Source organism: Paenibacillus sp. JCM 9796 (assembly GCF_055379675.1).
This window is the reverse complement of the sequence record NZ_AP043723.1, coordinates 2,273,309-2,286,990: the sequence shown is the minus strand read 5'-3', so window position 1 is coordinate 2,286,990 and position 13,682 is coordinate 2,273,309. Positions and strand designations below refer to the sequence as shown.

15 protein-coding genes are annotated in these 13,682 nt (G+C 50.1%); 14 read left to right on the top strand and 1 reads right to left on the bottom strand.

Features of this window, described 5'->3' with window-relative positions:
• Positions 1-22: 22 nt before the first annotated feature.
• Both ACZ439_RS10915 and ACZ439_RS10910 read left to right on the top strand, forming a co-directional pair.
• Positions 23-802, top strand: a complete 780-nt coding sequence (locus ACZ439_RS10915) for an ABC transporter ATP-binding protein (protein WP_127606688.1) — start codon at positions 23-25, stop codon at positions 800-802.
• Entirely contained in the window at positions 802-1,623 is an 822-nt protein-coding gene (locus tag ACZ439_RS10910; protein ID WP_054795742.1) for an ABC transporter permease, read from the top strand. Before ACZ439_RS10915 ends, ACZ439_RS10910 begins: the two co-directional genes overlap by 1 nt.
• Positions 1,624-1,735: 112 nt before the next feature.
• Here ACZ439_RS10910 and ACZ439_RS10905 read toward each other — a convergent pair whose 3' ends face one another.
• Positions 1,736-2,635: a LysR family transcriptional regulator gene (locus tag ACZ439_RS10905; RefSeq protein WP_141334105.1), complete on the bottom strand. Its 900-nt coding sequence runs from the start codon at positions 2,633-2,635 to the stop codon at positions 1,736-1,738.
• Positions 2,636-2,961: 326 nt separating this feature from the next.
• Here ACZ439_RS10905 and ACZ439_RS10900 point away from each other — a divergent pair, with 326 nt between their 5' ends.
• The 12 genes from ACZ439_RS10900 to ACZ439_RS10845 all read left to right on the top strand — a co-directional run bounded on the left by ACZ439_RS10900 (position 2,962) and on the right by ACZ439_RS10845 (position 13,652).
• Positions 2,962-4,293 (top strand): FAD-dependent oxidoreductase, encoded by a 1,332-nt coding sequence (locus ACZ439_RS10900; RefSeq protein ID WP_127606694.1) that lies wholly within the window; start codon positions 2,962-2,964, stop codon positions 4,291-4,293.
• 62 nt (positions 4,294-4,355) lie between these two features.
• Positions 4,356-5,636, top strand: coding sequence for an aconitase X (locus ACZ439_RS10895; RefSeq protein ID WP_054795745.1), 1,281 nt, complete (start codon positions 4,356-4,358; stop codon positions 5,634-5,636).
• On the top strand, positions 5,633-6,124 hold the full coding sequence (locus tag ACZ439_RS10890) for an aconitase X swivel domain-containing protein (protein ID WP_155614995.1): 492 nt from the start codon (positions 5,633-5,635) through the stop codon (positions 6,122-6,124). The genes ACZ439_RS10895 and ACZ439_RS10890 overlap by 4 nt, the downstream gene beginning before the upstream one ends.
• A 29-nt stretch (positions 6,125-6,153) precedes the next feature.
• On the top strand, positions 6,154-7,257 hold the full coding sequence (locus ACZ439_RS10885; protein ID WP_127606700.1) for an amidohydrolase family protein: 1,104 nt from the start codon (positions 6,154-6,156) through the stop codon (positions 7,255-7,257).
• Positions 7,254-7,607, top strand: a complete 354-nt coding sequence (locus tag ACZ439_RS10880; RefSeq protein ID WP_054795746.1) for a Rieske (2Fe-2S) protein — start codon at positions 7,254-7,256, stop codon at positions 7,605-7,607. Before ACZ439_RS10885 ends, ACZ439_RS10880 begins: the two co-directional genes overlap by 4 nt.
• 338 nt (positions 7,608-7,945) lie before the next feature.
• Positions 7,946-8,290 carry a cupin domain-containing protein gene (locus ACZ439_RS10875; RefSeq protein ID WP_054795747.1) on the top strand — a complete coding sequence of 115 codons (345 nt, stop codon included), beginning with the start codon at positions 7,946-7,948 and terminating at the stop codon, positions 8,288-8,290.
• A gap of 317 nt (positions 8,291-8,607) precedes the next feature.
• Positions 8,608-9,276, top strand: coding sequence for a GntR family transcriptional regulator (locus ACZ439_RS10870; RefSeq protein ID WP_054795748.1), 669 nt, complete (start codon positions 8,608-8,610; stop codon positions 9,274-9,276).
• Complete coding sequence (locus ACZ439_RS10865) at positions 9,276-9,959, top strand: DUF2848 family protein (RefSeq protein WP_054799116.1); 684 nt, start codon at positions 9,276-9,278, stop codon at positions 9,957-9,959. The genes ACZ439_RS10870 and ACZ439_RS10865 overlap by 1 nt, the downstream gene beginning before the upstream one ends.
• Before the next feature lie 3 nt (positions 9,960-9,962).
• Complete coding sequence (locus tag ACZ439_RS10860; RefSeq protein ID WP_127606704.1) at positions 9,963-10,745, top strand: carbon-nitrogen family hydrolase; 783 nt, start codon at positions 9,963-9,965, stop codon at positions 10,743-10,745.
• Positions 10,746-10,781: 36 nt separating this feature from the next.
• A complete protein-coding gene (locus tag ACZ439_RS10855) occupies positions 10,782-11,825 on the top strand; it encodes a TRAP transporter substrate-binding protein (RefSeq protein WP_127606706.1) in 1,044 nt (347 codons plus the stop codon).
• A gap of 85 nt (positions 11,826-11,910) precedes the next feature.
• Positions 11,911-12,381 (top strand): TRAP transporter small permease, encoded by a 471-nt coding sequence (locus tag ACZ439_RS10850; protein ID WP_141334108.1) that lies wholly within the window; start codon positions 11,911-11,913, stop codon positions 12,379-12,381.
• Positions 12,378-13,652, top strand: a complete 1,275-nt coding sequence (locus tag ACZ439_RS10845; protein WP_155614998.1) for a TRAP transporter large permease — start codon at positions 12,378-12,380, stop codon at positions 13,650-13,652. The genes ACZ439_RS10850 and ACZ439_RS10845 overlap by 4 nt, the downstream gene beginning before the upstream one ends.
• The last annotated feature ends 30 nt before the right edge of the window (positions 13,653-13,682 follow it).

The window sequence follows — 13,682 nt, the reverse complement described above, 5'->3', positions numbered from 1 at the left end:
TTGAAAGGGTGGTGGAGTAATCATGAAGATCATCGTTGAAAACGTAGAAAAGCGCTTCATCGACTCGCGCAAGCAAGAAGTGACGGCCCTGAAAAACATCAATTTTACGATAGCAGAGCAGGAATTTGTCGTATTGGTCGGGCCAAGCGGCTGCGGCAAATCAACCTTACTAAATATTGTCGGTGGGCTGATGAGCCCGAGCTCGGGCGAAGTTTATTTTGGGGGCGTAAAGGGGAACAAGGAGCCCCTCCTGTCCATCGTATTCCAGGAAATTGCGCTGTTCCCTTGGCGAACCGTCTACGAAAACGTAGTGTTCGGGCTGGAGGAGCGGGGGGCCAGCAAAGAGGAGCAGCGGGAAAAGGGACGCCGGTATATCGAGATGGTCGGGCTGAGCGGGTTCGAATCCGCGTATCCGAAGCAGCTGTCGGGCGGGATGAGGCAGCGGGCCGGGATCGCAAGGGCACTGGCCGTCGAACCGGATCTGCTGCTGATGGATGAGCCGTTCTCGGCGCTTGATGCACAGACACGTACCATTATGCAGGAAGAGCTGCTGTCGATTTGGAACCGTACCAAGCTGAGTACGCTTTATGTTACACACAACATCCAGGAAGCGGTATATTTGGCTGACCGGGTTATTGTGATGTCACGGCGGCCGGGAGAGATTAAGAGTATTATTCCGATCGATCTGCCGAAAACCGGGCGTAATGAAGAAAAATACCGTGTCGAATTTGACCGTTATGCGGATCAGATTTGGCAGCTTATTCGGCATGACGCTCAAGAAGCCTTGAAGGAGGCCGAGTGATGGAGCAAGCGGTTTCCAGACCAGTCGTTCCGCCGTCTACGAAGCAAGCTATCCGTAACCGCGTAGCCTTTATGGAGAAAAAGACACCGGGATATGTTTCGGTGCTGGGGATACTTGGAATTCTTGTTGTATGGGAAGTGCTCAGCCGTCTGGGGGTCGTGTCATCGTCGTATTTACCGGGGCCGATATCTATTGTTACAGCTGGCTGGGGCATGCTGCTTTCGGGGGAAATTCACCAGAATGTGCTGGCAAGCTTGTACCGGATAGCTTCAGGCTATGCTATAGGCGTATGCATCGGCATTGTCGTAGGACTTCTTCTCGGATTCTTCCGGTGGATAGACGCCATATTGACACCGATCATTTATTCGCTTTATCCCATCCCGAAGATCGCGTTGTTGCCGCTGTTTATTCTATGGCTCGGCATCGGCGAAACGCCGAAAATTACAATCATTGCCGTTGGCGTATTTTTCCCTGTCGTCATCAACACCTACTCCGGAGTAAGAAACGTCGATCCGATTTTAATCAAAGCGGCGGTGACCTTCGGGTCGAAGCCTCTTAATGTGATTCGTAAGGTGATCCTGCCGGCTTCCCTGCCGATGATTTTTGCCGGGTTAAAATTGTCGGCAGGCTATACCATGCTGCTGCTTATTTCAGCGGAGATGATTGCCGCCGACAAGGGTGTCGGTGCGATGATTCTGCATTACGGCAATATGATGATGACTACACACTTGATGGTCGGCATCGTCATTCTTTCCGTGTGGGGACTTTTGTTTAACCGTACACTGGGCTGGGCGGAGCGTAAGCTGCTGCCGTGGAAATAGGTCCATGCAGGCGCACCCCTTAGAATAGAGATTGGAAAAATCCGAAGGTAATCCAATCCATATTCTAAGGGGTGCATTTGATTTGACGGCTATGAATCCGCCGGCTGTTCATCTATTTCGGGGCTTTAGAGAGCGCATCAAGGGTGAATTTCCGGAAAAGATTCGTAGCAAGCGGCGGCTTGGAGAAAGGGTATTTCGGAATAGCGAGACCGCTATGCCGTTCAAGCACTTGCTTAATGGGCACAATCGAAGTTTTGGAGTTGACGAAGCGCTGGGCAACCCGGCTCCCCAGTAAGGTTACACCAAGGCCTTCCTCCAGAAAACCCCGCATGGTTTCCACATGGCTGCAATCCAAAATGATTTTGGGTTGAAACCCGGCTTCGCTGCACACATGCAGCAAAGCATTGCGAAGCCAAGGACTGGTTTTCACCATTAAGAAATTTTCTTGAGACAGATCGCGAAGGTCGACGCTTTCTTCTTTGGCCAATGGATGGGAAGCCGATACGACCATGACGACCCGATCGCTCATCAAGGGCTTGAAATCAATGTCATAATCGCCCGTAAAGGGTGAATTGATGAACGCAGCCTGAATTTTTTTCTCACGCAATTCCTTCAGCAAATCATCCGTACTGGCAGAGTGAACCTCTACATGAATACCTGGATAGCATCGGATGAAGTCGATAATGATCTTGCTCAGCCCCAAATATTCAGCATGGGGAAATGCCCCGATTTTGAAATTCCCCTTATCAAAATTCGTATACTTCTGCACCGTTTCAAGGGATTGTTTAATCTCCGCAACGATGGTTCGTGCATGAACGAGAAACTCTTCTCCAGCGGGAGTCAGACGAACTGAACGCGGATGGCGCACGAACAATTTCACGCCCAATTCCTCTTCCAGTTTCTTGATCTGCTGTGACAAGGTGGACTGCGATATCGAGATTTCCAATGAGGCGGCAGAAAAGTTTTTGTATTTCTCCACGGCCAGAAAGTATTCCAACTGATGAATTTCCATTGTATCTCCCTCGTAAGCAGCGTTAGAATTGTGAATCGTTACGTATGATTATTTGTGACTTGTTACGGATGTACAGGAGACGCTAGAGGCTATTTACTACAAGTATACAATATCTAAAATGCGGTACCAATACTATTTTCGTTATGGGCAGCCGGAGAAATTAAGGCGTTTGCTGAAGCTATCGTTTTTTACAATACATTGTATACGCAAAACAAATTGTATTACCGAATATTTTTTGTTAATTTTTGTGTATATCAAAGTTGTATGCGTTTACAAAAATGTTGGCATGAAGTTAACCCTAACAACTAATCAGGAGGAGTGTTTACATGATTGAAGGAGCAAAAGCAAGCACAGCTACACGCGTGGTCCGGAAAAACAATGCGAATCCTGTACAAGAAATAGCAGCGGACATCTGTGTCGTCGGCGCAGGAATCTCCGGTATTTCGGCCGCGCTGGAGGCAGCGCGCCTTGGGCGCAAGGTTGTTTTGGTCGACGGGCTTCCAGCCCTGGGCGGTCAGGCCGTCAATTCGATCATCGGCATATTCTGCGGACTGTTCTCCAATGGAAAAAACGGATACCAGCTCACGCACGGGATTGCCGACGAAATCATCCGGGATCTTGGCGCCGCCGGAAAATTGCATTATCGCTGGGGAGAATGGAACTCCGTCATGTATGACGAAATCGCTTTGTCAAGGTGGATTGAAGAGGCCGTGCGAGCGGCCGGCATCACGGTCATTCTCGGTGCTGTTCTGAGGGAGGTTACACGTGAAGAACGGCGCATTACTTCGATTGATCTTTCCACGCGTTACGGCGACATCCATCTCACTGCAACCGGCTTTGTCGATGCGACGGGTGACGCAGCGCTAACCTGGCAAGCAGGGCTGCCTTGCCAAGAACCGGCCGAGGTTTCGGTGTACGGTACCCAGATGGTCGTGCTTGAAGGTGTGGATGAGAGCCATTACCCAACCAGAGAAGAAGTGTATGCACATCAAAAAGAAAAGGGCGAGTTGTACGGGCTTGGACGTAAAGACGGCTTTGCATTCTCCTTCCCGGGACGTGGTACAGCCCTTGTCAACATGACGCATACGGAAACACCTCTTGAACCGGTGGCGGCCTCGGCCAGCGCACTGCAGGGCAAGGCCCAGGCTGATAAGTACATTCATTTCTTGAAAACGGAATTCCCTCTGGCGTTCGGCCAGGCACGCGTCCGCGGTTACGGCCTGCCGGGTATCCGTCAAACGCGTTGGATTGTCGGCAGCAAGCAGCTGACAGTTGACGAGGTGCGAGCGGGTACGCGCTTTCCCGATGCCGTAGCGCGCACCTCTTGGCCGATTGAGCTTCATAGCCATTTAGAGGGTTATGTATGGGAAACTTTCGACGAAGACCATGTTCATTATGTGCCTCTCAGGAGCATGACGCCCCCCGATGTCGATAACCTGGTTGCTGCCGGACGCTGTATTGACGCAGATACAGCCGCCCTTTCAAGCGTACGCGTAATGGGGCCGTGCATTGCAATGGGAGCGGCCGCAGCTCACGCGCTGGATCTTGCAGGTGAGGGAAGCGTGCATGAAATCGACATCAATGCGCTGCATGAGCGAGTGAGGGATAACCTGGAGCGCAACGATAAACGCAGTTCAACCGAGTCACTTGTTCCATAAGGAAGAAGCGGCGTACATGGATTTAGGCATGCTCAAACTGTAGGAAATAATGGAGGTTCACCATGAAATTGAGCGATGAAGAGAAATATATGCTCGATGGCCGGGATGGTCGTGCCGTACAAAAGGCAATGGATTTACTTGTACGTTACGGTGAGGCATTAGGAGCGGAAAAACTGGTGGAAACCAGCAATGTAAGCACGACGGTAGTCGCCTCGAGCGGCTTAATGCGGGAGTATGCAGCTAAATATGGATTCGACGCCTTATTCTCCGAATTCAATCTGGACAGTCAGGAGGCTGTCGAAATTCCCATGGTGAAAACCCACTCCTGTCAGCTGATTACCGGCTTTGATGCCGCCCACTGGGAGCAGCTCGGGGGTACGCCTGAAAGAGTACAATCCATCAAGGAGCACGAGGCATATAACGCGGGGATCGGCATTCAGCTCATGAGCACCTGCGCTCCTTATCAGGTCGGGAACATACCGGTGAAAGGAGAGCACTGCGCGTGGATGGAATCTTCCGCCGTGATCTATATCAACTCGGTGCTCGGGGCCCGCACGAATTGTGAAGGAAGGGAAAGCACGGGCGCTGCCATGCTGACCGGCCGGATTCCATACTGGGGATACCATATCGACGAGAATCGTTTAGCTACAGACTTGGTCGAAGTCGAATGGGAAGTCGAGAGCATGACCGATTGGGGACTGCTCGGGTACTATGTCGGAGAGGTCGTGGGCGATCGGGTACCGGTCCTTAGCGGCGTCCGACATGTTCCAAATTCATATCGCATCAAGCATTTCGGAGCCTCTGCAGCGTCATCGGGCGGAGTTGAAATGTATCATATCCCTAAAATAACGGCTGAGGCGCAATCCATCGAAGATGCTTTAGGAAAGAGAAAGCCGCAGTACACCTTCAAATTTGGAAAGGCGGAGCGGCAAAGGGCGTATGATCGCTTGAACGTTTCGGCCAAAGACACGAATGTAGACTTTATTATGCTCGGTTGCCCGCACGCGTCTATCGAGCAGATTTGGGAAATCTGCAAGCTGCTGAAAGGCAAACGCGTAAACAGCGGTACGCAGCTGTGGATTTTTACGCCGAGGGCTATCCGGGAATTGGCGGACCGGAACGGTTATACCCAAATCATTACCGAAGCCGGAGGTTTCTTGATGAGCGATACATGCCCTGCACTTGGGCAAGTGTTACCGCCCGGAACGAAAGTGGTGGCAACCGATTCGGCGAAGCAAGCCCACTACCTGCCGGCGATCATGGGGATACAATGCTGGTTTGGATCACTGAAGGATTGCATAGATGCGGCTGTAACCGGCAAGTGGAGTGGAGGGCTGAGATGACAAAGATCGTATTGCATGGAAGAAAAGTAGTTGGCGGCTGCGCGGAAGGCGAGGCTCTGGTGACCCGGGATACGATTTCAGGCTGGGGCGGCATCAACCCGATGACCGGTACGATTATTGAATTGCAGCATGAGCTGCAAGGCCAGAGCTTTAAGGATAAAGTTCTTGTATTCCCCGGGGCCAAGGGATCCTCCGGCTGGTCCGCCTATTTTCACATGGCGCGAATGGTGGGTGCGGCCCCTAAAGCCATGATTTTTAATATCATGACGACGAAGGCGGCCTTAGGTACCGTAGTTTCACATGCGCCTACAGTGACCGATCTGGATCAGGACCCGCTGGATATGATTGAAACGGGGGATTGGGTCAAGGTGGACGCCGATAACGGCATCGTCGAAATCACTAAAAAAAAGGACATCCAACGGGACGAAACCACAACGGACTCGCGGCTTGGAGCGGCCGAACAACGCAGTGAAGCCGCCAGCGTATGAACAATAACGAAGAAGGAGCAGTGAAACAAATGGGTGTAGCCCCTCGATTGATTGATACAGACTTTCACAATGATCTTTCCAGTCCCCAAGATCTCCTTCCCTTTTTACCAAAAGCATTTCATCAACAATGGTTAGAGAGCGGGATCGGCGTTGGCGGAAAACCATGGAGCTCCGTCGGGTATATCCGGAAGGACGCCATCTCTGATATAGGCAGCAAACCCGGCAGCGACCCCGTATTCGCATTGAAACACCACATGGATAAGTATGGAATCGATTATGCGATTTTGACAGGGAACGCTTCCATGATCGGCATTTCTTTAAACTACGATCCTGATTACGCCAATGCCGTAGCGTCGGCTCACAACGATTGGCAGAATGAAGTTTGGCTGAAAGCCGACCCTCGTTATAAAGGCTCGATTCTGGTTAGCCATACCGACCCGGCCGCAGCAGTCAAAGAAATCGAGCGGCTGGCCGGCCATCCCGATATCGTTCAAGTGATGATGTGCAGCGTGTCGCGAACACTGCTCGGACAGCGGTTCTTCCATCCGATTTACGAAGCGGCTGAACGGCACGGATTGCCGGTAGCCATTCATCCGGGCAACGAAGGAATCGGTCCTTCGTATCCTCCGACGCCATCCGGATACCCGACCCGCTATATGGAATGGCAGAATATTATTCCAATTAACTATATGTCGCAAGTGAACAGCTTGGTATGCGAAGGCGTCTTCGAGAAGTTCCCCAAGTTGAAATTTGTCGCCATCGAGGGGGGAATCTCCTGGCTTCCCCATTTGATGTGGCGTATGGATAAAAATTACAAGGCGCTGCGGGATACGGTGCCCTGGTTGAAGGAGCTGCCGTCCGAATACATCCGCAAGCATGTAGTACTTACGACACAGCCGATTGAGGAGCCTGCCGATCCCGAACACCTTGTTCAAATTATTAAAATGAGCGGCGCCGAGGATATGATCATGTATTCTTCCGACTATCCGCACTGGGACTACGATAACCCGAAAATGGTGCTCTCCTTGTTTCCGCGCGAGCTAAGAGAAAAAATTGGTGCCAAAAATGCCATTCAGCTGTACGGTTTGGATCAAACAGTCGATGCAGCCGGCACGGAGGGAGAAGCGGGATGAATAAATTCGCAGTAGCCAAAGTCGCAGAGCTCCGTGAAAAAGGGAGACTGATCGTAGAGGTTAAAGGGATGGAGCTGGGGATTTTCCTGGTGGATGGCCAGTATTATGCGTGGCGCAACGTTTGCCCGCATGCGGCAGCACCTATTTGTGTCGGCCGGGTATCCGGGACGCGTCTGCCTTCGATGGTATATGAATACGAGCACGGCCGTGATCAAGAGATTTTGCGATGTCCTTGGCACGGCTGGGAATTCGATCTCAAAACAGGCCATCACCTGGTGGATGCGTCGGTCAAGCTGAGAGGGTTTCCCGTCGAAGCGGATGATGAAGATGTTTACGTATTGATGAAATAAGTATCCACCTGATGCCATAAGTTACCGCGCAGGGGATATCAGGCATTTCGGCCGCTCTTTCTAGTCAAAGGGGCGGCCGATCGCCTATGGATAGCAGTCTACCGGTAAAGGGACGGTCATTTAAACAATGATAACATGGCTGCCTGGCATGGTGGAAACAGGTATCCAATCGCTCCTTGTAAGCGGTTATAAAAAGTATTGACATGACTAAAAATGGAAGATATACTGATTTCAGCATTTACTATTAGAGGATTCTGGAAATTTTGAATGTTTAGTTATTTCCGAACTGGTATACCACATACCAGCATCATGATCAGCGGCGGGAGGATAACCAGACGATGGCCAAACCAGAACGGGAATTTATCGACTATCATGAATTCGAAGAACTTCCAGTCGGCGGAATCGAAGGAATAACGGAAAGAATCATCGCTAGAGATCCGGATAACGGAATGGTTACACGAATTCTTAGCTATGTTCCGGGAACGGATACGTCTCCGAACGGTGTGCAGGCTCATGATTATTGGGAGGAGATTTACATCATCGAAGGATCCATGATTGATTTGACGCTCAATCAGGAATTTACGCAAGGCATGGTGGCCTGCCGCCCGCCGGGAATGAAGCACGGTCCATGGATAACTCCGAACGGTTGTAAACTGTTTGAAGTACGTTATTACGCGAAATGAGTTCGAAATGCAGATTCATAATTATTTTTTTGTGAAGTAATATAACATAAAAACTCTGATTTATATGGTCATAACGGAATGAAAACGATTCCTGTAGTATTTTTCTAAAATAAATGATAACTATATTGACACGAAATGTGCCATCCGTTATATTTGTATCAATCCAACTCGGAACGAAGCAGAGCATTATTCATTCGAACGAATGAAAGATGCCACAGCGTAATACGGTTCTTATTTTCGGTCCGGTTGGTATACCACATACCAGATGTGGCATTTCAAATACTTACAAGTTGCAATCTGAAGGTGGGATCATAACCTTGGAATTTACGAAAATTCAACAACCCCAATCCTTTAGGGATCATGCTTATGATGAAATCAAGAATGCAATTATCAATCATGTGATTGCTCAAGGGGATGTCCTTTACGAACGGGACCTCTCCGAGAAATTGGGGATTAGCCGTACCCCTCTTCGGGCGGCTCTCCAGCTGCTGGAGATGGAAGGGTGGTTGAAGTCTGTTCCGCGAAAGGGAGTTTTCGTCAGCCATATTGTGGAGAAGGACGTCGAAGAAGTGCTGCAGCTTCGGGGGGCCAATGAAGCCCTTGTTGTAGAGCTGCTGATCCCCAAGATCACGGACGCTCACATCGAGCGGCTGGAAGAAATATTTGTGCAGCAGGAAAGACACACAGGGAATAACCAATCCTTTATTTTGATGGACAAAGATTTTCATATGCATATGGCTGAATTAACGGGCAATGATCGATTAATCCAGCTTATGCACACATTAAGCGATCAAATGCGATGGTTTGGTATCGTGGCGTTGGATACGACAGACCGGGTGGAAAGAACCTTGAAGGAGCATCGGGCGATTATCGAACAATTGAAGAAGCGCGATGTGGAGCTCGCTAAGCAAGCCATGCATGAACATATCATACACACACGGACGGCTGTTCTAGCTTCCCTAAAGTCCAAAAAGGAGACAGATTAATGCGCACTTATCCAATTACCATTCAAGAAAAAGACGGAAGCATGACGAAGAAAGAGACTGTGGTTCAAAAAGTGCTTGTTATGGGCTACATGGGCAGAGATATCGAGAAGGTGCACGAGCATATTCATGAGCTTGCCGAGATCGGAGTGGCTCCGCCACCGACCATTCCAGCTTTATATCCGCAAGACATCAGCGTACTGACAAACGAGCAGACGATTACCGTTCCCGGCAAGGAAACATCCGGCGAAGTGGAATATGTGGTTTACCATGACGGCGACGACTGGCTGCTGACCATCGGCAGCGATCATACGGATCGTCTTCTCGAGAAAGAAGATATCGCTAAATCTAAAGCGGCCTGTCCTAAGCCTTTCATCACCACATTCTGGAGAATTAAAGATGTGGAGGATCATTGGGATCAACTGGTGCTTCGTTCCTGGATCACGGATGAAGGGGGAAGACGGCTGTATCAGGAGCACGACCTTACTGCACTGCTTCCATTCTCGAAATTGTTAGAGAAATTAGAGGAGTTCGGGTATACGGACATTTCCCATACCGTCTTTTTCTCCGGAACGGTACCGACCTTGGAAGGGTTCGTATACGGAAGCAAATTTGAATATGAAATATCCGATCCCGTGCTGGGCCGGAGCTTGAGGGGCGAATATTCGGTTATTACAGGAGGTTAAACGATGAAGGTCGCATTGGTTCAGATGGACGTACAAATCGGGGAGCCGGAAGTGAATTACCGGAAAGTCGAGCGCTTCCTGGATGAAGCGATGGCTCAATCGCCGGATGTCATTATTTTTCCGGAAATGTGGAACACAGGCTATGCGTTGGAACAAGGCGACGCCCTTGCGGATGCCGACGGTCAAAGGACAAGAGCCCTCTTCTCCTCCTACGCTAAAGCTCATAACGTCATGATTGTGGGCGGAAGCGTTCTTTATAAAGATTCAGGCAGCGGGGACATCACCAATACGATGCTTGTTTTCGACCGGAACGGCGATGAAGTATTGCGGTATGACAAGGTGCACTTGTTCCGTCTGATGGACGAGGATCAATATCTGAAGGCCGGCAATAGCTTCGGGCTGTTTGATTATGAGGGTACGGGTATCGGGACGATGATTTGCTACGATCTGCGGTTTCCTCTCTTGTTCCGCAAGCTGGTTTCCTTAGGTGCCAAAGTGATCATCAATACGGCCCAATGGCCGACAGCACGGGTAGACCATTGGAGAACGCTCGTCATTTCCAGGGCGATCGAGAACCAATCTTACATGATTGCCGTTAACCGCTGCGGGACAAGCCGTGAGACTGCATTCCCGGGGAATTCTCTTGTTATCGATCCGTGGGGCGAGGTTTTGCTCGAAGGCGACGGCACGGAGCAGGTCTATGTGATTGACATCGATCTGGCCAAAGTGGATGAAATCCGCAAACGAATTCCTGTTTTCGATGATCAGAGATTTGATCTTTATTAATCATAAAAAAACATGCCAATCAGGAGGATGAGAAAAATGAAAAAACAAGCAGGTTTGATAGTTCTGAGCGCTACATTGATGGCTGGTTTGCTGGCGGGCTGCGGCTCCAATTCTGGTTCGAGCACCGATAATAAGGATGCGGCAGCGGGGAATCAAACGGCGAATTCGCCTAAAGTGACATTTAAGCTCGCTCATACCGGCTCGGACACGCACCAGTACAATATTGCGGCTGAAGCGTTTAAAAAGTCGCTGGAAGAAAAGAGCAAGGGCGCCATGGAGGTTAAAATCTACTCTAACGCTAAGCTTGGCTCCGAAAAGGACGCCGTTGAAGGCGTGCAGAACGGCACGATCGATATGACGACGTTAGCTGCTGACAGCTCCCTGGCCAATGTCGTGCCGGAAATGAACGTTTTCGGGATCCCGTTCCTCTTCAAGGGCAAAGAGCATGTGTACGGCGTGCTGGATGGTGAAATCGGGAAATCCTTACTGAAGAAGGTCGATGAAAAAGGTATGGTCGGCCTCGGATACTGGGAAGTCGGTTTCCGTAATGTGACAACTAAAAATAAAGCGGTTGTGAAGCCGGAGGATATGAAAGGCTTGAAAATTCGCGTTCAGCCGGCTCCGGTATGGAACGAGTTTATGAAGTCTTTAGAGGCTAACCCGACGCCTGTTAACTTTAACGAGCTGTACAGTGCGCTTGAGCAAGGGGTTGTCGACGGCCAAGAGAATCCGATCGCCACGATTATGTCCATGAAGTTCTACGAGGTTCAAAAGCAATTGGCGCTGACGAACCATACCTATACTCCGGCAGCTGTTATTGCGAGCAAAAAGTTTATGAATTCCTTGAACGACGAACAGAAACAATGGGTCCAGGAAGCGGTACAAGCAGCGACTGCCTCTGCACGTAAAACGCTTGCCGATGCTGAAACCAAATCTCTGGAAGAGCTGAAAACGAAAGGCGTCAACATTACGAAGCCGGATGCCGAAGCGTTTACAGCTGTAACGAAGGATGTATCCAAGGCTGTAGCTGACAAAGTACCGCAAGATTTGATCGAAAAAATTAAAGCTGCTGCGAAGTAAGCGAATCTGATAACGTTTGTTAAAAAAAGAAAAAGAAGGATACTTTGGTATCCTTCTTTTTAAGAAGAGAGGGGGACATCCCGTTATGAAATGGCTTCGTCATTGGCTCGAGATCATCGCCGGCAGCTGTCTGGCCGTTGTTGTCGTTGTTACCTTTCTGCAAGTGCTGTTCCGGTTTGTACTCAAAATTCCAACGCCTTGGACAGAGGAAGTCACACGCTTTGCGTTTGCTTATATGGCCTTTATCGGCGCCGTGCTCGGCACGAAATATCACAGTCATTTGAATGTTGACGTAATTAATCAGCTTCCGCCGAAAATCCGCACTGCGGTGACCGCTGTCGGATATGTGGTTACGATTGCTTTCGTCGCGTTCTTCACCTATTACGGCTGGGTTCACACGATGAACTCCAAATTGCAAACGACACCGACGCTTCAAGTGTCGTTGATGTACATGTATATCATCATGCCAATCTCCGGCGTGCTGATGCTGTATTACTTGGTTAAGGCGTTTGCCCAAGAAGTTCGCGGGAAACGGCAAGGGGGCGAAGTAGCATGATTTGGCTTCTAGGCTTATTGTTCGTACTTTTTTTCCTTCGGGTGCCCATTGCGTTCGCACTTGGTATTACCTCTCTGGTCGGGTTATGGCTGACCGATACGGATTTGGTTATTATTGCCCAAAAAACGTTCTCCGGCATCGATTCTTTCACGCTGGTCGCTATTCCCTTGTTTGTTTTGGCGGGTGAAATTATGACGGTGGGGGGCATCTCCAAGCGCCTCATCGATTTTGCGTCGCTGCTTGTCGGCCATTGGCCGGCGGGTCTGGCCATGGTCGCCGTACTGGCTTGTACGTTCTTCTCCGCCATTTCCGGTTCGGCGATAGCGGATGCAGCTGCCATCGGGGGTATTTTGATTCCGGCCATGGTATCGCAGGGGTATGACCGCCGATTCTCGGCGACTCTCGTCGCTTCGGCCTCCACCATCGGTCCCGTTATTCCTCCGTCGATCCCGTTCATTTTGTTCGGCGTTATGGCCAGCGTATCGATCGGCGATTTGTTCCTGGCAGGTGTCGCACCGGGGATTCTGATGGCTGCCGTACTCATGATCTATGTGTACTATTACGGTAAGAAAAACAACATTCGCGGACGGGATAAGATGGCTTCCCGCAAGGAGATTGTTGCCGGCTTCAAGGATGCGTTCCTGGCGCTGCTACTCCCGGTTATTATAATAGGCGGCTTCCGTTCCGGGATGTTTACCGCGACGGAGTCCGGTGTCATCGCCGTCATCTATGCGCTGATTATCGGGTCCTTTGTTTATAAGGAGCTGAACTTCAAAAAGCTGCGGAAGGTACTGCTTGATTCCGCGCTCAGCTCGGCAACGATCTTGTTCGTCATCGCCAATGCGACGCTGTTCACTTGGTTGCTTACATTCCACGACATTCCGGATCAACTCGGAGCGCTGGTAAGCAGCATCTCGGATCAGCAGTGGGTAATCCTGCTTTTGATCAACATTGTACTTCTGATTGCGGGAACGTTCATCGATACGATCTCGGCGTTGACCATCTTTACTCCGCTGTTCCTGCCTATCGCTCTGGCAGCCGGCATTGACCCGATTCACTTGGGCGTCATCATCGTGGTTAACCTGACGATCGGCATGATTACACCGCCGCTTGGCGTTTGCTTATTCGTGACTTCTTCGATTGCGAAAGTCAATTTGGCGCAAATGGTTCGACCTTTGTTGCCGCAATTTTTAGTTTTACTTGTTGTGCTTATCATCATAACGTACTTCCCTCAGGTATCCTTGTTCCTGCCTCACTTGTTCGGCGGGTAGTAGATTCCAGGCGGGTTTCCCATTCGGGAG

What these genes read in the sequence shown, in the direction of transcription:
- ACZ439_RS10915 (WP_127606688.1), top strand. Translation starts at nt 23, where the DNA reads ATGAAGATCATCGTTGAAAACGTAGAAAAGCGCTTCATCGACTCGCGC.
- ACZ439_RS10910 (WP_054795742.1), top strand. Translation starts at nt 802, where the DNA reads ATGGAGCAAGCGGTTTCCAGACCAGTCGTTCCGCCGTCTACGAAGCAA.
- ACZ439_RS10905 (WP_141334105.1), bottom strand. Translation starts at nt 2,635, where the DNA reads ATGGAAATTCATCAGTTGGAATACTTTCTGGCCGTGGAGAAATACAAA.
- ACZ439_RS10900 (WP_127606694.1), top strand. Translation starts at nt 2,962, where the DNA reads ATGATTGAAGGAGCAAAAGCAAGCACAGCTACACGCGTGGTCCGGAAA.
- ACZ439_RS10895 (WP_054795745.1), top strand. Translation starts at nt 4,356, where the DNA reads ATGAAATTGAGCGATGAAGAGAAATATATGCTCGATGGCCGGGATGGT.
- ACZ439_RS10890 (WP_155614995.1), top strand. Translation starts at nt 5,633, where the DNA reads ATGACAAAGATCGTATTGCATGGAAGAAAAGTAGTTGGCGGCTGCGCG.
- ACZ439_RS10885 (WP_127606700.1), top strand. Translation starts at nt 6,154, where the DNA reads ATGGGTGTAGCCCCTCGATTGATTGATACAGACTTTCACAATGATCTT.
- ACZ439_RS10880 (WP_054795746.1), top strand. Translation starts at nt 7,254, where the DNA reads ATGAATAAATTCGCAGTAGCCAAAGTCGCAGAGCTCCGTGAAAAAGGG.
- ACZ439_RS10875 (WP_054795747.1), top strand. Translation starts at nt 7,946, where the DNA reads ATGGCCAAACCAGAACGGGAATTTATCGACTATCATGAATTCGAAGAA.
- ACZ439_RS10865 (WP_054799116.1), top strand. Translation starts at nt 9,276, where the DNA reads ATGCGCACTTATCCAATTACCATTCAAGAAAAAGACGGAAGCATGACG.
- ACZ439_RS10860 (WP_127606704.1), top strand. Translation starts at nt 9,963, where the DNA reads ATGAAGGTCGCATTGGTTCAGATGGACGTACAAATCGGGGAGCCGGAA.
- ACZ439_RS10855 (WP_127606706.1), top strand. Translation starts at nt 10,782, where the DNA reads ATGAAAAAACAAGCAGGTTTGATAGTTCTGAGCGCTACATTGATGGCT.
- ACZ439_RS10850 (WP_141334108.1), top strand. Translation starts at nt 11,911, where the DNA reads ATGAAATGGCTTCGTCATTGGCTCGAGATCATCGCCGGCAGCTGTCTG.
- ACZ439_RS10845 (WP_155614998.1), top strand. Translation starts at nt 12,378, where the DNA reads ATGATTTGGCTTCTAGGCTTATTGTTCGTACTTTTTTTCCTTCGGGTG.